Origin of the sequence: Rhizobium sp. R693, assembly GCF_002211315.1 — a bacterium.
Lineage (GTDB): Bacteria > Pseudomonadota > Alphaproteobacteria > Rhizobiales > Rhizobiaceae > Rhizobium.
Map to the genome: position 1 here is coordinate 1 of NZ_LOKY01000034.1, position 15,903 is coordinate 15,903.

The following is a 15,903-nucleotide window of genomic DNA, read 5'->3' on the forward strand; positions in this document are numbered from 1 at the left end:
GACTGGTACATGCAGGGCAAGATCGAGATCGATCCGATGATCACCCACACCCTGGCCCTCGAAGACATCAACAAGGGCTTCGAACTCATGCATTCCGGCGAAAGCATCAGAAGCGTGGTACTGTATTGAGGAAAAGACGACGGAATGCGGCGCGACTTTGAAATGGCCTGCGGCTTTTTCGCAAATTGATCCTGATTTGGGAGCCGTGGGCAGCTGAGGAGGAGGAGCTGAACATGCCAAGTCAAGTATCGATACACCCCGCCCTCGACGGCGGGGTGAAGAAAGGCCAAACCAGTTTCAACGGCGGCACGCTCGTCTGTGCCTGCGCTGACCGTCCGGTGAAAGTCGCGATCAAGGGCGCCATCGCTCACAATCACGCCTGCGGCTGCACGAAATGCTGGAAGCCAAACGGAGCGGCTTTTTCAATCGTCGCCGTGACCCCGCACGAAAACGTCGCGGTGCTGGAGAATGGCGACAAGCTCCAGGTCGTCGATCCGGATGCACTGATCCGGCGCCACGCCTGCAAGGCCTGCGGCGTTCACATGTACGGGCCGGTGGAGCGCGAACATGCATTCAAAGGGCTCGACTTCATCCATCCGGAGCGCTTTCAGGAAGGTGGGTGGCCGGAACCAACATTTGCGGCCTTCGTGTCGTCGATCATCGAATCGGGCACCCCGCCTTCGGCGATGGAAGGCGTCCGCGGTCGCCTGAACGAACTTGGTCTCACGCCCTATGATTGCCTGAACCCGACGCTGATGGATGTCATCGCAACCTGGGTGGCGAAGAAGGCAGGCACGCTGAAAGAGGCCTGACATCTTGAACGCATTACAGCCGTCGGACTATGAGACCCGAACGAACCGCCGCTACGCGCCCTCAGGGCCGCGTAGCGTTTCCATCAAAGCAGATTGAAATTCATGATTTATGTCGATGCAGACGCCTGCCCCGTGAAGCCGGAAATCCTCAAGGTCGCCGAGCGCCACGGCATGGAAGTGACTTTCGTGGCGAATTCGGGCTTGCGTCCTTCCCGCGATCCGATGGTGTACAATGTCATCGTCTCGGCCTCGTTCGATGCTGCCGATAACTGGATTGCCGAGCATGCCAGTGTCGGTGACGTGGTCGTCACCGCCGATGTCCCCCTCGCGGTCCGTTGCGTGGCGACGGGTGCACTTGTCAGCGGTCCGACTGGTCGGGTCTTCGATGATACCAATATCGGCATGGCGAGCGCGATGCGCGATCTCGGCGCTCACCTGAGACAGACCGGCGAAAGCAAGGGCTACAATGCAGCCTTCGGCCCGAAGGATCGCTCCCGCTTTCTCGAAACCTTCGATCGCCTGTGCCGCCGGGCCAAGGCGCTTACTCCAAGAATGGACGAAAGAGAATGAACATCATTTCACAGACAACCGCCTTCGGCGGCATGCAGGGCGTTTTCACGCACGAATCCGACGCCTGCAAGTGCGATATGACTTTTGCTGTTTTCGTTCCGCCAAAAGCAATCAAGGAGCCCTGCCCGGTTGTCTGGTATCTCTCAGGCTTAACCTGCACGCATGCGAACGTCATGGAAAAGGGAGAGTATCGGCGTATGGCTGCCGAGCTCGGCCTGATTATCGTCTGCCCGGACACAAGCCCGCGCGGTAATGACGTACCGGATGAACTCACCAACTGGCAGATGGGCAAGGGCGCCGGCTTCTATCTTGATGCGACCGAAGAGCCTTGGTCGGAAAATTACCAGATGTACACCTACATCACCGAAGAGCTTCCGGCCTATGTCAGCCAACATTTCCGCATGGATATGACTCGCCAGGGCATCTTTGGTCACTCGATGGGTGGTCATGGCGCCATGACCACCGCGCTCAGGAACCCGGACCGTTTCAGGAGCTGCTCGGCCTTTGCGCCGATCGTGGAGCCCTCCACCGCGGACTGGTCGGCACCGGCGTTTGAGAAGTACTTGGGCCCCGACCGCGCTGCGTGGCGCAAATACGATGCCTGTGCCTTGGTAAGTGACGGCGCACGTTTTCCTGAGTTCCTGATCGACCAGGGGAAGGCCGATGGTTTCCTGGAGAACGGGCTGCGTCCCTGGCTGTTCGAAGACGCTGTGAAAGATACTGATATCAAGGTCACGCTGCGCATACATGAGCGTTATGACCATTCCTACTACTTCATCTCAACCTTCATGGATGATCACCTGAGGTGGCACGCCGAGCGACTTGTTTAAGGCCGCAAGAAACGGGTGGTAGCTGCGCTATGACGTTTCCTACCTGAGTTGAACCGTTTCGAAGTCCTGGGCATCTGATTTGCGCCTGGTGCGTTGGAACGTTCTCGCTCTCAGGATGGAGATTTCGATGACATGGCTCCTGCTTGTTCGTGCCGGACTTTTCGAATGCGGCTGGGCGATCGGTTTGAAATACACCGATGGCTTTACGCGCGCGATACCAACGGCTTTGACCGCCGTTTCCATGGTCATCAGCGTTCTGCTGCTGGGCATCGCCGTCAAGACGCTGCCGATCGGGACGGCCTACGCGGTTTGGACCGGTATCGGCAGTGTTGGCACCGTGTTGCTCGGCATCTGGCTGCTCGGTGACGCCGCCACTGCCCCACGTCTGCTCTGCATTTCAATGATTGTCGCCGGGATCGCCGGCTTGAAGGCTACTGCGTGAGCCGCAGCCGTGGCCGGCAAAGCCGACCACGGCACTGTGTCTATTAGGCGGTCGCCTTGCGCTGGTCGATCGACAGTGCGCCAGGTCCGGCGAAGAAGATGAACAGGAAAATGAAGCTGAACAGAATTGCCGCTTCGCCACCGTTCAGTGCCGGCCAAAATGCCTTTGATCCGTGCGCCATGAAGTAGGCGACGGCCATCTGGCCCGAGAGGATGAAGGCGACTGGTCGTGTAAACAGGCCGATCAGCACGAGAAGGCCACCGACCACTTCGAGCAAAGCGGCGACCAGCAGCAAGGGCGGCAAGGGCCCCTCCATCTGCGCGGCCGGGAACGCGAAAAGCTTCATCGTCCCGTGTTCGATAAACAGCAGCGCTGCAATGACCCGCAGGGCGGCAAGCGCGTAGGGCTGATATGCGCTCAGTCGTTCCATGTAAACTCTCCTTTTGAGTAAAGACAGCGGAGCGTTAGCTGCTTCGCCAAAAGGAAAGAAGACACGGATCGCTGACGGGCGATCACTTCTTCTTGATTTTCCTCAGCTTTCCCCAAACTAATCTCCTCAAAGCGGAATATTGTCGTGCTTCTTCCAGGGATTGCTCAGGTCTTTGTTGCGAAGCATCTTGAGGCCGCGTGCCAGCCGCCTGCGCGTAGAGTGCGGCATGATCACTTCATCCACGTAGCCTCGCTCGGCGGCCACGAATGGTGAAAGGAACCGGTCCTCATACATCTTTGTGTGCGCAGCGATCTTTTCGGGAGCGGCAACGTCCTTCCGGAAGATGATCTCGACTGCACCCTTGGCGCCCATGACCGCGATCTGGGCCGTCGGCCAGGCATAATTCAAATCGCCCCTCAGATGCTTGGACGCCATGACGTCATATGCGCCGCCGAATGCCTTGCGCGTAATCACGGTGAGCTTCGGCACCGTCGCCTCGGCGTAGGCAAATAACAGCTTCGCACCGTGCTTGATCAGTCCGCCATACTCCTGGGCGGTTCCCGGCAGGAAGCCGGGCACGTCCACGAACGTAACGATCGGAATGCTGAAGCAGTCGCAGAAGCGGACGAACCGTGCCGCCTTTCGCGACGCATCGCTATCGAGTACGCCGGCGAGCACCATTGGCTGGTTTGCCACGAAACCGACGGTCGAGCCCTCGATTCGACCGAAGCCGCAGACGATGTTCTTGGCGAAGCTCGCCTGGATCTCGAAGAAATCCCCCTCATCCACTGTCTTAAGGATCAATTCCTTGATGTCGTATGGCTTATTCGCATTTGCAGGCACCAGCGTATCTAGCGATGCATCGATATCTGTCACCGACTGGTAACATTCGATTTCCGGAACTGGCGAAGTGTTCGACTGCGGCAGGAGGTCAATCAGTCTGCGAACCTGCAGCAACGCCTCGACATCATTGTCGTAGGCGCCGTCGGCAATCGAGGATTTGGTCGTATGCACCGAGGCGCCGCCGAGTTCTTCGGCGGTGACCGTCTCGTTGGTGACTGTCTTCACCACATCCGGGCCGGTCACGAACATGTAGGACGTGTCGCGGACCATGAAGATGAAATCAGTCATTGCCGGTGAATAGACGTCGCCGCCAGCGCACGGTCCCATGATGACGGAGATCTGTGGAATGACGCCGGAGGCGAGCACATTGCGCTGAAACACCTCGGCGTAGCCACCAAGCGCGGCAACGCCTTCCTGGATACGGGCGCCGCCCGCATCATAAATGCCGATGATCGGCGCCCTGTTCTTGAGCGCCATATCCTGCACCTTCATGATCTTCTCGGCATGTGCCTCAGAGAGCGAACCGCCGAACACCGTGAAGTCCTTGGCGAAGACGAAGACCGTTCGTCCATTCACGGTTCCCCAGCCGGTGACCACGCCGTCGCCGGCAATCCGCGTCTTGTCCATGCCGAAGTCGCTCGATCGATGTTCGACGAACATGTCGAACTCCTCGAAGGAGTCCTCGTCCAGGAAAAGATCGATGCGCTCACGTGCCGTCAGCTTGCCGCGCTGGTGCTGCGCGTCGATACGCGCCTTGCCGCCACCGAGCCTTGCAATTCCCCGGCGACGTTCGAGTTCTTCAAGAATTTCCTTCATAGATACTCCTCGCCGCGGATATCGCGGCCGGTTCAAGCGCGTCCGGCGCTTAGCGAGAAAGCGGAACGAATGCGGGCGGCGATGTCTTCGGCAAGGATTTCGTCGGCAGCCGTGGGACTGTTGGAGAAGCTTGTGACCTCGAACGAGCTAACGGCAATGACCGATCCGTCTTCGACCGAAGCGGCATCGATGCTGACCTTCGCGACATTCCGGCTCTTTTCGATACCCTGGCCCTTTTCGACGGAAAGGATCCGTATCGTCAGCACGACGCGTGGGTAAACGTCAGTCCGCACCGTGGCGTTGATCGCGGAATTTACCCGATCGCCAACACCGGCAAGGATTGCCGGCGGTATCTTCTGCGGGCTGACAACAACGGCGCTTCGCACGTCATAGACAGGAGCCGGTTGCTCCTTCGTGTAGAGCGAGCATGACGCCAAGACGATGCAGGTAAAAACAACCGGAAAAATGCACGACTTGAGCCAGTTCATTCAAGAAAATCCGCATCCGCCCCCAACAGAGTCGCAGATTTTCGCGATAACCGGCATCAACGCAATATGTTTCAGGCCTTCAGGGCCAAAAAAACGTCAGTAGCGGCCTTGAAATCTTCGAAACGCTTTTCTCGGCGCTCCTCCGCTTCTTCATCGCTTCCCCAATGCTCGATCGTCCAGTCTTCGTCGAGATGGGCGAGCGACCAAACTTCCTTGGCCGATAGCACGCGTTCGGCAAAGGCAAGCGCCAGCAGCGCCGAGCCTGTCAATGTCGTGATGGTATGCAGGGCGGCGAGGACCGTAGCGTTGTCGTGCGGCCTCAATGCCGCCGAAAATGCCGCAATGGCTTCCGGTGGCTGATCGTGATGCATCACGCCTTCGATCAGAATGAAGCGCGCGCCGAGCGAATTGGCGGCCCAGTCGAGCACCGGATCCCAAAGTTCCCTCTGACGCTCGACGAGCTCCTGCGGTGCATCGGCGCGATAGCAGAGAAGATCGCTCGAGGAGAAACGTAGAATGTCTTCAAAGACTGCCTGCGTGTCGGTTGCAACACCATCGATCGCCGTATTGACGAGCCGTGTCGCCGGCATTGTCGCGGGGTCGATGAGTTCGGCCTGCGCCTCCCACTCCCGCATGAGAAGTTCCGCAACGGCTTTCGTCGCGACAACAAGCAGGTTGCGGGCCGGCGTTCGGATTGCCTTGCCGTCCAGTTCGATAGAAAAACCCTCGTCGAGCTCCCTGATGGTGACCGTCTTGTAGAAGCGTTTCGGCAAAGGCTTCTTCATCTGGATCTGGGCGCGACGGATTGGATCCGGATGACTCAATCCTTCTGTTAGGTCGTTCAACAGATCACGCATGCGTCACCTCAGGAAAAGTGCTTCAGAATATCGCTCGGGTGGCGAACAATGCTATCGGCACCCGCAGTCACCAGGTCGTCCACGCTGGCATAGCCCCAACTCACACCCACGGCTTTCGCGCCGGCGGCTTTCGCCATCTGCATATCGTAGACGGCATCGCCGATGACAATGGCATCGGCGGGCTTCATGCCGGTCTCGCTGCAGCACTCCATTACCATAGCTGGATGCGGCTTCGATGGGCAGTCGTCTGCGGTGCGTGAAACGACAAAATGTGGTGCAAGACCATGTTTTTCGAGAACATGGATAAGACCGCGACGCGATTTGCCGGTTACCGCGCCGACCAGAATGTCATCGTTTCGCGCCAATTCATCGACCAGCGGCTTGATGCCGTTAAAGAGCGGCACGTCCATTTCAGGTTCGTCGCGGACACCGGTATAGATCGCCCTGTAGTGGGCCGTCATCGCGATCGCTTCATCGTCGACATGTGGCTTTCCGCGCATCCGCGTAATCGCGATATCCAGCGTCAGTCCGATGATCGACTTCGTCAGCGAGACATCGGGTCTGTCATAGCCGAAATGCGCGAACGTCCTCGCCATCACCTCGTGGATCAGCGCGGCGCTGTCCACCAGCGTTCCGTCGCAATCGAAAAGTGCCAGTTTCATTCGTGGTCGGCTCCGTCGGCGGAGTTTTCATCAAATCCCAACAGGTTCCAGGTCTGGACCATATGCGGAGGCAGCGGTGCCGTTATGCGCAGCCGTCCGCCGGATGGATGCGGGATATCGATATGGCGTGCGTGCAGGTGCAGTCGCTTTTGAACGCCGCCGGGAAAATCCCAGTTAGGATCATCGTCGAAATACTTGGGGTCGCCAATGATCGGGTGACCAATATGAAGGGCATGGACGCGAAGCTGATGCGTACGGCCGGTATAGGGCTCCATTTCGAGCCAGGCGAGGCGCTGCGCCGCCGTCTCAATGACACGGTAGTACGAAACGGCGTGGTCGGCACCCTCCTCCCCGTGCTTGGCGATCCGCATGCGGTCGCCGTCCGGCGTTGCTTCCTTGACAAGCCAGGTGGAGATCTTGTCCTCGTGCTTGCGCGGGACGCCCTTAACCAGCGACCAGTAGGTCTTCTTGGTATCGCGCTCACGAAAGGCGGCTGTGAGTTTTTGTGCAGCGCCGCGGGTCCGTGCCACGACGAGCACACCCGATGTGTCTCGGTCCAGACGGTGCACCAGACGTGGCTTCTCGCCCTTCGGACTGGTCCAGGCTTCAAGCATCTTGTCGATGTGACGCGTCACGCCCGAGCCGCCCTGCACCGCAAGGCCCGCGGGCTTGTTGAGGATGATGACCTTGTCGTCTTCGTGCAGCACCATCCGCGACAACAGTTCGAAATCGCCGGAGTGCTTCAGATCGCGGCCAGCGATGGGTCCGGTCTTCGCTTTAGCGTCAACATCAAGCGGCGGTACGCGCACCATCTGTCCAGGCTGCACCCGGGTGTCACTCTTCACACGCCCGCCGTCAACGCGGACCTGCCCGGATCGGAGAAGCTTCTGAAGTGGGCCGAAACCGAGACCCGGGAAGTGCACCTTGAACCAGCGATCGAGCCGCATGCCCGCCTCATCCGGCTCCACCTTTATGTGTTCGATACCCGCCATACGTCATCTTTCGGAAAATGGTCTTCCGCGCGCCGCGCGGACTTTGCGGCTGGCTTTAGAGCATTTTCGCTGAAAACGGAAACCGTAATCTCACAAGATCGCGCGCATAAGTGCCAGTCCCCCGATCACACCGGCCATCGACAGGCCGACGCTCGCGACGATGTAGAGGGCGCCGGATAGCGCCGCGCCACGCTCAAAGAGCGTAATTGTATCGAGCGAGAATGAGGAGAAGGTCGTCAGACCGCCGAGGAAGCCGGTGATCAGCAGCAAGCGCAATTCCGGCGATGCGTCGAAGCGTCTGATGATCATTTCCGCGAATACGCCAATGACGAAGCAGCCGACAACATTGACGGTCAAGGTTCCCCACGGAAAGGCCGGGCCTGCGAGCCTGAGAGCCCAACGGCCGACGTAGTATCTAAGGACGGAACCGATCGCGCCGCCGACGGCGACAAGTATGGCCTGAATCATGAGTCGTCTCTGTTTTTCCGTGCCGGAAATTCCGATTATCTCCGGAGAAGATCAAGATGCATAAAATGCCAGCGGTTAATTTAGCCAGTTAAGAACGTGGGGCGCCTTAGTGTTGGCGTATGACAGTCTTGGTAGGCACCATAGCCGCGAGCACCGCAGCCGCGGCGTTTGAAACGCTCCGGATTCCGCAGCGCGTGTCTGCAAGCACGGCAGCCAAGGAAGCTCGCCGCGCTGCCGACCGCCAGACCAGGGCGGCCAGCGGCCAAGATGTCGAGGAACCGTCCAACATCATTCAATCGACCGAAGTGGCGTTGGATCTCATGACAATGGGGCAAAAGCAGCCGCAGGCTGGATTAAAACAGGCTTTGGAGCTCTACAGCGACAGCTGAGCATCGCCCGCCTCCCATCTCCGTAGCCGCCGATCCTTAAAAGCGCGACAAAAATTTGTTTGGCGGCGACATTCCCCCTTGCCAAGTATAGCCATGGCCAGATAATTGCCCTCGACCTTGTTGGGAGAAGCTGGTCATCTGCGATCAGTGCCGAAGGAGCAACCGCCCCGGAAACTCTCAGGCCAAAGGACCAGCAAGGGGCAGACGGAACTCTGGAGAGAAGCGTTCTCGAAACGCTCGCCGAAGGGATAACAATCTCAGGCGAAGGGACAGAGGGGGCTCGAAATGCAAGGCGCAACTGCGCCTGAAGATTTGAGCCCGCGCATGGAAATCCAGGCGCAAACCCCGGAGGCGTCGTTGGACGATACTGCTGCCCTCAAGAAAACTTCGCTTCACGCGCTGCATCTGTCGCTTGGCGCCCGCATGGTTCCCTTTGCAGGCTATGACATGCCCGTGCAATATCCGGCCGGTGTGATGAAGGAGCACATCCAGACCCGTACGTCTGCCGGTCTATTCGACGTGTCCCATATGGGCCAAGTCGTCATCAAGGCGAAGTCGGGCAAGTACGAAGACGCGGCCCTTGCGCTCGAAAGCCTCGTTCCGGTGGATATTCTCGGCCTCGCGGAAGGTCGCCAACGCTACGGTTTCTTCACCGACGAGAATGGCGGCATCCTTGATGACCTGATGATCACCCATCTCGACGATCACCTGTTCGTTGTCGTCAACGCCGCCTGCAAGGAGGCCGACCTTGCTCACCTTCAAAAGCATCTTGGTGATACCTGCGATATCACGCTGCTCGACCGCGCACTCATTGCGCTGCAGGGACCGCGCGCCGTTGAAGTGCTTGCCGAACTCTGGGCCGATGTCGCCGCGATGAAGTTCATGGACGTTCGCCATTGCCGACTGCACGACGTTTCCTGTCTTGTCTCGCGCTCCGGCTACAGCGGCGAGGACGGTTTCGAAATCTCGATTCCGGCGGACAAAGCCGAGGATGTCGCTAGGCGGTTGCTTGAGCATCCGGATGTCGAGCCGATTGGCCTTGGCGCGCGTGACAGCCTGCGCCTCGAAGCCGGCCTTTGCCTCTACGGCAACGACATCGACACCACCACGACTCCTGTGGAAGCAGCGCTCGAATGGGGCATGCAGAAGGCCCGCAAGAGCGGCGGCGCCCGTGCCGGCGGTTTCCCCGGCGCAGACCGCATCCTAACCGAACTTGAAAGGGGTGCAGCCCGCCGCCGCGTCGGCTTGAAGCCCGAAGGCAAGGCCCCGGTTCGCGGCCATTCCAAGCTTTTTGCGGATTCCGAGGGCAAGACCGAGATCGGCGAAGTGACTTCGGGCGGCTTCGGCCCATCCGTCGAACACCCCGTCGCAATGGGCTATGTCACGGTCGCCCAGGCAGCCGTTGGCACACAGATCTACGCTGAAGTGCGCGGTAAGTTCCTGCCCGTCACCGTCAGTACCCTCCCCTTTATTACGCCAACCTACAAACGCTGAAACATTTTTCCGGAGAGAACAATCATGCTGAAGTTTACCGAAGAACACGAGTGGCTGAAGATTGAAGGCGGCGTTGCGACGGTCGGGATTACCACCTACGCCGTTGAACAGCTCGGCGACCTCGTCTTCGTCGAATTGCCGGAAGTCGGAGCCACCTTCTCCAAGAATGGCAATGCCGCGACCGTCGAATCCGTGAAGGCCGCTTCCGACGTCTATTGTCCGCTGGACGGCGAAATCACCGAAGTGAACCCCGCTATCGTCGCCGATCCATCGTTGGTCAATTCCGATCCTCAGGGCGCCGGCTGGTTCTTCAAGCTGAAGCTTGCAAATGCCGCTGACGTCGATGGCCTGCTCGACGAGGCGGCCTACAAGGAGCTCACTGCGTAATGACGACGCCGACCGAATTCCAGTTTACCGACTACCAGCCCTACGACTTCGCCAACCGTCGCCACATCGGCCCGTCGCCGGCCGAAATGACGGATATGCTGAAGGTGATCGGCTACGGCAGCCTCGACAACCTGATCGACGCGACCGTCCCGCCCTCCATCCGCCAGAAGGCACCGCTCGTCTGGGGCGCGCCGATGACGGAGCGCGAGGCGCTCGACAAGCTGCGTGAGACCGCCAACAAGAACAAGGTTCTCGTCTCGCTGATCGGTCAGGGCTACTACGGCACGATTACGCCGCCTGTTATCCAGCGCACGATCCTGGAAAACCCGGCCTGGTACACGGCCTACACGCCCTACCAGCCCGAAATCAGCCAGGGTCGCCTCGAGGCGCTCCTGAACTACCAGACGATGATCTGCGACCTGACCGGTCTCGACGTCGCCAACGCCTCGCTGCTCGACGAAGCGACTGCCGCTGCCGAAGGCATGGCCATGGCCGAGCGCGTCTCGAAGTCGAAGTCGAAGGCCTTCTTCGTTGATGCTGCCTGCCATCCACAGACGATCGAGTTGATCAAGACCCGCGCGGAACCGCTCGGCTGGAGTGTCATCGTCGGCAACCCCTTCACCGATCTCGATCCGGTCGATGTCTTTGGCGCGATCTTCCAGTATCCGGGCACGCACGGCCATGTGCATGATTTCACCGGCCTGATTTCACGCCTGCACCAGACCGGCGCCATCGCCATCGTCGCTGCTGACATTCTGGCTCTGACGCTGCTGAAGTCGCCCGGCGAGATGGGCGCCGACATTGCCATCGGCTCGTCGCAGCGCTTCGGCGTTCCCGTCGGCTACGGCGGCCCGCATGCGGCCTACATGTCCGTCAAGGACGCGCATAAGCGCTCCATGCCCGGCCGTCTCGTCGGCGTTTCCGTCGATGCCCGCGGCAACCGCGCCTATCGCCTGTCGCTGCAGACCCGCGAACAGCATATCCGCCGCGAAAAGGCGACGTCGAACATCTGCACCGCGCAGGTGCTGCTTGCCGTCATGGCTTCGATGTACGCCGTCTTCCATGGCCCGAAGGGCATCAAGGCGATCGCACAGCAGGTTCACCAGAAGGCCGTGCTGATGGCCAAGGGCCTGGAAAAGCTCGGCTATACCATCGAGCCCGAAACCTTCTTCGACACCATTACCGTCGATGTCGGCCACATGCAGGGCGTTATCCTGCGCGCGGCAGTCGCCGAGGGCGTCAACCTGCGCAAGGTCGGCGCCACTAAGATCGGCATGAGCCTCGACGAGCGTACGCGCCCGGCGACACTGGAAGCCGTCTGGCGCGCCTTCGGCGGCAACTTCGCCGTCGCCGAGTTCGAGCCGAGCTATCGTCTGCCGAAGGGCCTCGCCCGTACCAGCGAGTACCTGACGCATCCAATCTTCCACATGAACCGCGCCGAAAGCGAGATGACCCGCTACATCCGCCGGCTGTCCGACCGCGATCTGGCGCTTGACCGCGCGATGATCCCACTCGGCTCCTGCACGATGAAGCTGAACGCGACAGCGGAAATGCTGCCGATCACATGGCCTGAGTTCTCGGATATTCATCCATACGTTCCAGCCGACCAGGCGCTCGGCTATCGCGAGATGATCGATGACCTGACAGAGAAGCTCTGCGCCGTAACTGGCTATGATGCCTTCTCCATGCAGCCGAATTCCGGTGCGCAGGGCGAATATGCCGGCCTGCTGACGATCCGCGACTATCATATCGCCAATGGCAACGGTCACCGCGATGTCTGCCTCATCCCGACTTCCGCGCACGGCACCAACCCTGCCTCAGCACAGATGGCCGGCATGAAGGTCGTCGTGGTCAAGGTTTGCGAAAACGGCGATATCGACATGGATGATTTCCGCGCCAAGGCGGAGCAGTATGCGGAAAGCCTCTCCTGCTGCATGATCACCTACCCCTCGACGCACGGCGTCTTCGAGGAAACCGTCAAGGAAATCTGCGACCTCGTGCACAGCAAGGGCGGCCAGGTCTATCTCGACGGTGCCAACATGAACGCCATGGTCGGCTTGTCTCGCCCCGGTGACATCGGCTCCGACGTCTCCCACCTCAACCTGCACAAGACCTTCTGCATCCCGCACGGCGGCGGCGGTCCCGGTATGGGCCCGATCGGCGTCAAGTCGCATCTGGCGCCATACCTCCCCGGCCACCCGGAAACCGACGGCCGTTCTGGCGCCGTTTCGGCGGCCGCTTTCGGCTCGGCTTCTATCCTGCCTATCTCCTGGAGCTACTGCCTGATGATGGGCGGCGAAGGCCTGACGCAAGCGACGAAGGTTGCGATCCTTAACGCCAACTACATCGCCGCCCGCCTGAAGGGCGCCTATGACGTGCTCTACAAGTCCGAGGCCGGCCGCGTGGCGCACGAATGTATCATCGACACTCGCCCGCTGGTCGACAGCGCGGGCGTCACCGTCGACGACGTCGCCAAGCGTCTGATCGACTGCGGCTTCCACGCGCCGACCATGAGCTGGCCTGTCGCAGGCACGCTGATGATCGAGCCGACGGAATCGGAAACCAAGGCCGAGCTCGACCGCTTCTGCGAGGCGATGCTGGCGATCCGCCAGGAAGCGCGCGACATTGAGGAAGGCCGTTCCGACAAGGCGAACAATCCGCTGAAGAACGCCCCGCACACGGTCGAAGACCTCGTCGGCGAATGGGATCGTCCCTATTCCCGCGAACAGGCCTGCTTCCCGCCCGGCGCCTTCCGCGTCGACAAGTACTGGTCGCCGGTCAACCGCGTCGACAACGTCTTCGGCGACCGCAACCTGGTGTGCACCTGCCCGCCGGTTGAGAGTTACGCCGAAGCTGCGGAGTAACATCCGAACGGCCTTCCCTTTTCAGGGAGGGCCGTTTCCCACATACACCGGAAATGAGGTAGGCGCGGATGCCAAAGGACGACAGCGATTCTGTGATGCAGGCTCCGTGGCCGAAGCCGGTTCTGCTCGCTCTTGAAGAGCCCGGAAAATACGTGACCATCGCAACCACGCAGGCAGCCTCCTGGGCGATGATCGAGGACTGGCCGACCGAAGACGGTGCGGCACTCGACAAGGCACTCCTGGTCTGCGCCAACGTCATCAAGGGCAAGCGCACCAACGAGGATGCGCGACGTGCCTTCATCGAAGCGGCCGTCGAAGCAGGCATCGACATCAAGAGCTGACTAAGTCGCCGCACCAGCGCAGCCTCCCCCAGCCTGAGGATTCGTTCGCCATGCCCCGTGGCGAGCGCGCGCGTGATCTGTTTTTTGACCTCGACCCGTCTTATTGATTGGCGCGTGACAGTGTCAGCAATCGCGTGAAGATCGTCGCCTCAGCTTAGGAGCATGATGACCTACTCTACCGCTCTCAATCCGCTTCGCCTCTACAGCACGCGACGAGTTGGCACCTATTTCAGGCGTGAGTTCGAACGGGTCGGCGCCCGACCGCCAAGGGTTCGCATTGGCTATGCCGATGCTGGCAATCCGCCCCGAGATGTTCGGATCGAGCGGCATGGGCAACAGTTCACGCTTGTTCTCGAAAGCGCCGCGACACGGTGGTTTTCGGGACACATGCAGTACAAGGTTTGCAGCTTTGCCTATTGGCTTAGCCTGTGCCCGCCAGAGGTGAGGCAGATCACCGTCAATGCCACTGATGGCCAGGCGGTCTCCAACGCACGGTTTGCTGCGTCGGTGCGATTTCCTCATCATGTGGGCTTGCCAGATCCGCATTTATTTCAGCATGACGGCTTTGCTGCCGAAATGGAACGCGGGAGGACCGCGCCGCGCTGGGAGGACCGCTCGAACGACATCGTCTGGCGTGGGGGCATGAATGGATGTGGCTGGGCGAGCTTTGCCCGGGAAGACATCAACAATCCCACCGTCCTGCAGAGGATTCGCATGGTCATGCAGCTTAGGGACATGGCGGGATTAGACGTCCGATTCGTCGATCTCCATCCGAGTGCGGACGAGTATGAGACACTGGTGCACAGGCAAAAGTTCCTGGGTCAGCCAATTCCGGCACAGAGCTGGCTTGGGCGCAAGTTCGCGATCGATATCGACGGGTTCACCAACACATGGTCGAACCTCCTGGTTCGCATGCTCTATGGATGCTGCGTTCTCAAGGTCGAGTCACAATTCGGCTTTCGCCAGTGGTACTATGACGAACTCAGGCCATTCGAACACTATGTGCCGGTGGCTGCCGATATGTCGGACTTCCGCGAGAAGATCGACTGGGTACGCAGCAACCAAATGGAGGCCGAGGCCATCGCGGAGCGCGGTCAGGCGCTGGCGCGTACGCTCACTTTCGCAACCCAGGCTCGGCGCGCTGCCGACCTTATTGAAGAACACTGGGATGGAGATAATCCGCCTAAACGACCGCCAGTACCGGCATCGTACGAACGGATTTGAAGTGGGCAATCGTGCGCATCAGGCCTTCGCGGAGCGGGACACTTGGCGTCCAGTTCAAAAGCCGCCTCGCCTTGTCGACATCCGGCAACCGCTGACGCGGATCGTCAGCGGGAAGCGGACGATGGACGATCCTCGAATTGGAGTCGGTCAATTCGAGGACAAGGTCCGCCAACTGGCGGATCGTGAGCTCTTCGGGATTTCCAAGATTGATGGGGCCGGTAATGTCCGGAAGACTGCTCATCATGGCCATCAGACCCGCCACCAGATCATCCACGTAGCAAAATGACCGCGTCTGTGTTCCGTCGCCATAGATGGTGATGTCGTCGCCCGACAATGCCTGAATGATGAAATTTGCGACAACTCTCCCATCGGCGGGATGCATGTGGGGACCATAGGTATTGAAAATGCGTACGACCTTGATCGGCAGGCCGAACTGGCGGCAATAGTCGAAAAATAATGTCTCGGCGCTCCGCTTTCCCTCGTCGTAGCAGGCTCGCGGGCCAATCGGATTGACGTTGCCCCAGTAGGTTTCCGATTGCGGATGGACATGCGGATCGCCGTAAACCTCCGATGTCGACGCCTGCAGCACTGGGATATTCCTGAGTCGAGCCAGCTCGAGCACATTGAGCGCTCCGACGACGCTCGTCTTCAGCGTCACGATCGGGTCGGCCTGATAATGGACCGGTGAGGCTGGGCACGCCAGGTTGTAGATTTGGTCAACCTCGAGGCTCACGGCCTCGTTCACGTCGTGGGTCAGCAGTCTGAAGGCGGGGTTATTGAGCAATTCCGCGATATTGTGCATGGAACCGGTCGCGAAATTGTCCATGCAGACAACCTGATGCCCTCTCTGGAGCAACTTTTCGCAAAGATGTGTGCCCACGAAGCCGGCGCCGCCGGTAACAAGGATGCGTTGACTCATAATGGCTTGCGCTTGTTTGTGACGTTGCACGCCTATCGCGAATTGGATCTGCCTTCAAGGGAGGAGACAAGGCCG

General features: G+C 59.7%; 18 protein-coding genes, 1 pseudogene and 2 riboswitches. Of the genes and pseudogenes, 11 read left to right on the forward strand and 8 right to left on the reverse strand.

The genetic code is table 11. The annotated features are described in order from the left end of the window. The 5 genes and pseudogenes from ATY79_RS30630 to ATY79_RS20730 form a co-directional block, all read left to right on the forward strand. Window positions 1-129: pseudogene (locus ATY79_RS30630) on the forward strand (S-(hydroxymethyl)glutathione dehydrogenase); the annotation flags it as partial. Between the two features lie 104 nt (window positions 130-233). Continuing rightward, the gene (gene gfa / locus ATY79_RS20715) at window positions 234-812 is read left to right on the forward strand and encodes an S-(hydroxymethyl)glutathione synthase (RefSeq protein ID WP_088704938.1); all 579 of its coding nucleotides are present in this window, start codon (window positions 234-236) and stop codon (window positions 810-812) included. A 102-nt stretch (window positions 813-914) separates the two neighbouring features. Then, a complete protein-coding gene (locus ATY79_RS20720) occupies window positions 915-1,382 on the forward strand; it encodes a YaiI/YqxD family protein (RefSeq protein WP_088694202.1) in 468 nt (155 codons plus the stop codon). Then, window positions 1,379-2,212 carry an S-formylglutathione hydrolase gene (gene fghA / locus ATY79_RS20725; protein WP_088704770.1) on the forward strand — a complete coding sequence of 278 codons (834 nt, stop codon included), beginning with the start codon at window positions 1,379-1,381 and terminating at the stop codon, window positions 2,210-2,212. The genes ATY79_RS20720 and fghA overlap by 4 nt, the downstream gene beginning before the upstream one ends. A gap of 127 nt (window positions 2,213-2,339) precedes the next feature. Then, entirely contained in the window at window positions 2,340-2,654 is a 315-nt protein-coding gene (locus ATY79_RS20730; protein WP_088704939.1) for a multidrug efflux SMR transporter, read from the forward strand. 43 nt (window positions 2,655-2,697) lie between these two features. Here the strand turns inward: ATY79_RS20730 and ATY79_RS20735 are convergent, their stop codons facing one another. From ATY79_RS20735 to crcB, 7 genes are all read right to left on the reverse strand, one after another. Next, on the reverse strand, window positions 2,698-3,084 hold the full coding sequence (locus ATY79_RS20735; RefSeq protein ID WP_088694204.1) for a DoxX family protein: 387 nt from the start codon (window positions 3,082-3,084) through the stop codon (window positions 2,698-2,700). 126 nt (window positions 3,085-3,210) lie between these two features. Further along, on the reverse strand, window positions 3,211-4,743 hold the full coding sequence (locus ATY79_RS20740) for an acyl-CoA carboxylase subunit beta (protein ID WP_088704771.1): 1,533 nt from the start codon (window positions 4,741-4,743) through the stop codon (window positions 3,211-3,213). A 32-nt stretch (window positions 4,744-4,775) separates the two neighbouring features. After that, a complete protein-coding gene (locus ATY79_RS20745; RefSeq protein ID WP_088694206.1) occupies window positions 4,776-5,231 on the reverse strand; it encodes a hypothetical protein in 456 nt (151 codons plus the stop codon). Window positions 5,232-5,302: 71 nt separating this feature from the next. Then, window positions 5,303-6,088: an ATP12 family chaperone protein gene (locus tag ATY79_RS20750; protein ID WP_088704772.1), complete on the reverse strand. Its 786-nt coding sequence runs from the start codon at window positions 6,086-6,088 to the stop codon at window positions 5,303-5,305. A gap of 8 nt (window positions 6,089-6,096) precedes the next feature. Continuing rightward, the gene (locus ATY79_RS20755) at window positions 6,097-6,750 is read right to left on the reverse strand and encodes an HAD-IA family hydrolase (RefSeq protein ID WP_088704773.1); all 654 of its coding nucleotides are present in this window, start codon (window positions 6,748-6,750) and stop codon (window positions 6,097-6,099) included. Beyond that, entirely contained in the window at window positions 6,747-7,742 is a 996-nt protein-coding gene (locus ATY79_RS20760) for an RluA family pseudouridine synthase (protein WP_088694209.1), read from the reverse strand. The genes ATY79_RS20755 and ATY79_RS20760 overlap by 4 nt, the downstream gene beginning before the upstream one ends. Window positions 7,743-7,832: 90 nt before the next feature. After that, window positions 7,833-8,210, reverse strand: coding sequence for a fluoride efflux transporter CrcB (gene crcB, locus ATY79_RS20765; protein WP_088694210.1), 378 nt, complete (start codon window positions 8,208-8,210; stop codon window positions 7,833-7,835). 119 nt (window positions 8,211-8,329) lie between these two features. On the opposite strand from crcB, the gene ATY79_RS20770 reads away from it, so the two are divergent. The 6 genes from ATY79_RS20770 (at window position 8,330) to ATY79_RS20795 (ending at window position 14,909) form a co-directional block, all read left to right on the forward strand. Further along, window positions 8,330-8,599, forward strand: coding sequence for a hypothetical protein (locus tag ATY79_RS20770; protein ID WP_088694211.1), 270 nt, complete (start codon window positions 8,330-8,332; stop codon window positions 8,597-8,599). Window positions 8,600-8,710: 111 nt separating this feature from the next. Beyond that, window positions 8,711-8,798, forward strand: a riboswitch (glycine riboswitch). Between the two features lie 3 nt (window positions 8,799-8,801). Further along, a riboswitch (glycine riboswitch) is annotated at window positions 8,802-8,882 on the forward strand. A gap of 74 nt (window positions 8,883-8,956) precedes the next feature. Further along, window positions 8,957-10,093 (forward strand): glycine cleavage system aminomethyltransferase GcvT, encoded by a 1,137-nt coding sequence (gene gcvT, locus ATY79_RS20775; protein WP_088704940.1) that lies wholly within the window; start codon window positions 8,957-8,959, stop codon window positions 10,091-10,093. Between the two features lie 24 nt (window positions 10,094-10,117). Then, window positions 10,118-10,480 carry a glycine cleavage system protein GcvH gene (gene gcvH / locus ATY79_RS20780; RefSeq protein ID WP_088694212.1) on the forward strand — a complete coding sequence of 121 codons (363 nt, stop codon included), beginning with the start codon at window positions 10,118-10,120 and terminating at the stop codon, window positions 10,478-10,480. Further along, window positions 10,480-13,344 carry an aminomethyl-transferring glycine dehydrogenase gene (gene gcvP, locus ATY79_RS20785; protein ID WP_088694213.1) on the forward strand — a complete coding sequence of 955 codons (2,865 nt, stop codon included), beginning with the start codon at window positions 10,480-10,482 and terminating at the stop codon, window positions 13,342-13,344. Before gcvH ends, gcvP begins: the two co-directional genes overlap by 1 nt. A gap of 95 nt (window positions 13,345-13,439) precedes the next feature. Then, a complete protein-coding gene (locus tag ATY79_RS20790) occupies window positions 13,440-13,685 on the forward strand; it encodes a DUF982 domain-containing protein (protein ID WP_189637235.1) in 246 nt (81 codons plus the stop codon). 165 nt (window positions 13,686-13,850) lie between these two features. Then, on the forward strand, window positions 13,851-14,909 hold the full coding sequence (locus ATY79_RS20795) for a glycosyl transferase family 90 (RefSeq protein WP_245312420.1): 1,059 nt from the start codon (window positions 13,851-13,853) through the stop codon (window positions 14,907-14,909). Here ATY79_RS20795 and ATY79_RS20800 read toward each other — a convergent pair. Further along, window positions 14,869-15,828, reverse strand: a complete 960-nt coding sequence (locus ATY79_RS20800; protein ID WP_088704775.1) for a UDP-glucuronic acid decarboxylase family protein — start codon at window positions 15,826-15,828, stop codon at window positions 14,869-14,871. The genes ATY79_RS20795 and ATY79_RS20800 overlap by 41 nt on opposite strands. Window positions 15,829-15,903: the final 75 nt, after the last annotated feature.

Bases quoted from the DNA above. Each gene is read 5' to 3' on its own strand.
- gfa (WP_088704938.1), top strand. From the start codon at position 234: ATGCCAAGTCAAGTATCGATACACCCCGCCCTCGACGGCGGGGTGAAG.
- ATY79_RS20720 (WP_088694202.1), top strand. From the start codon at position 915: ATGATTTATGTCGATGCAGACGCCTGCCCCGTGAAGCCGGAAATCCTC.
- fghA (WP_088704770.1), top strand. From the start codon at position 1,379: ATGAACATCATTTCACAGACAACCGCCTTCGGCGGCATGCAGGGCGTT.
- ATY79_RS20730 (WP_088704939.1), top strand. From the start codon at position 2,340: ATGACATGGCTCCTGCTTGTTCGTGCCGGACTTTTCGAATGCGGCTGG.
- ATY79_RS20735 (WP_088694204.1), bottom strand. From the start codon at position 3,084: ATGGAACGACTGAGCGCATATCAGCCCTACGCGCTTGCCGCCCTGCGG.
- ATY79_RS20740 (WP_088704771.1), bottom strand. From the start codon at position 4,743: ATGAAGGAAATTCTTGAAGAACTCGAACGTCGCCGGGGAATTGCAAGG.
- ATY79_RS20745 (WP_088694206.1), bottom strand. From the start codon at position 5,231: ATGAACTGGCTCAAGTCGTGCATTTTTCCGGTTGTTTTTACCTGCATC.
- ATY79_RS20750 (WP_088704772.1), bottom strand. From the start codon at position 6,088: ATGCGTGATCTGTTGAACGACCTAACAGAAGGATTGAGTCATCCGGAT.
- ATY79_RS20755 (WP_088704773.1), bottom strand. From the start codon at position 6,750: ATGAAACTGGCACTTTTCGATTGCGACGGAACGCTGGTGGACAGCGCC.
- ATY79_RS20760 (WP_088694209.1), bottom strand. From the start codon at position 7,742: ATGGCGGGTATCGAACACATAAAGGTGGAGCCGGATGAGGCGGGCATG.
- crcB (WP_088694210.1), bottom strand. From the start codon at position 8,210: ATGATTCAGGCCATACTTGTCGCCGTCGGCGGCGCGATCGGTTCCGTC.
- ATY79_RS20770 (WP_088694211.1), top strand. From the start codon at position 8,330: ATGACAGTCTTGGTAGGCACCATAGCCGCGAGCACCGCAGCCGCGGCG.
- gcvH (WP_088694212.1), top strand. From the start codon at position 10,118: ATGCTGAAGTTTACCGAAGAACACGAGTGGCTGAAGATTGAAGGCGGC.
- gcvP (WP_088694213.1), top strand. From the start codon at position 10,480: ATGACGACGCCGACCGAATTCCAGTTTACCGACTACCAGCCCTACGAC.
- ATY79_RS20790 (WP_189637235.1), top strand. From the start codon at position 13,440: ATGCAGGCTCCGTGGCCGAAGCCGGTTCTGCTCGCTCTTGAAGAGCCC.
- ATY79_RS20795 (WP_245312420.1), top strand. From the start codon at position 13,851: ATGACCTACTCTACCGCTCTCAATCCGCTTCGCCTCTACAGCACGCGA.
- ATY79_RS20800 (WP_088704775.1), bottom strand. From the start codon at position 15,828: ATGAGTCAACGCATCCTTGTTACCGGCGGCGCCGGCTTCGTGGGCACA.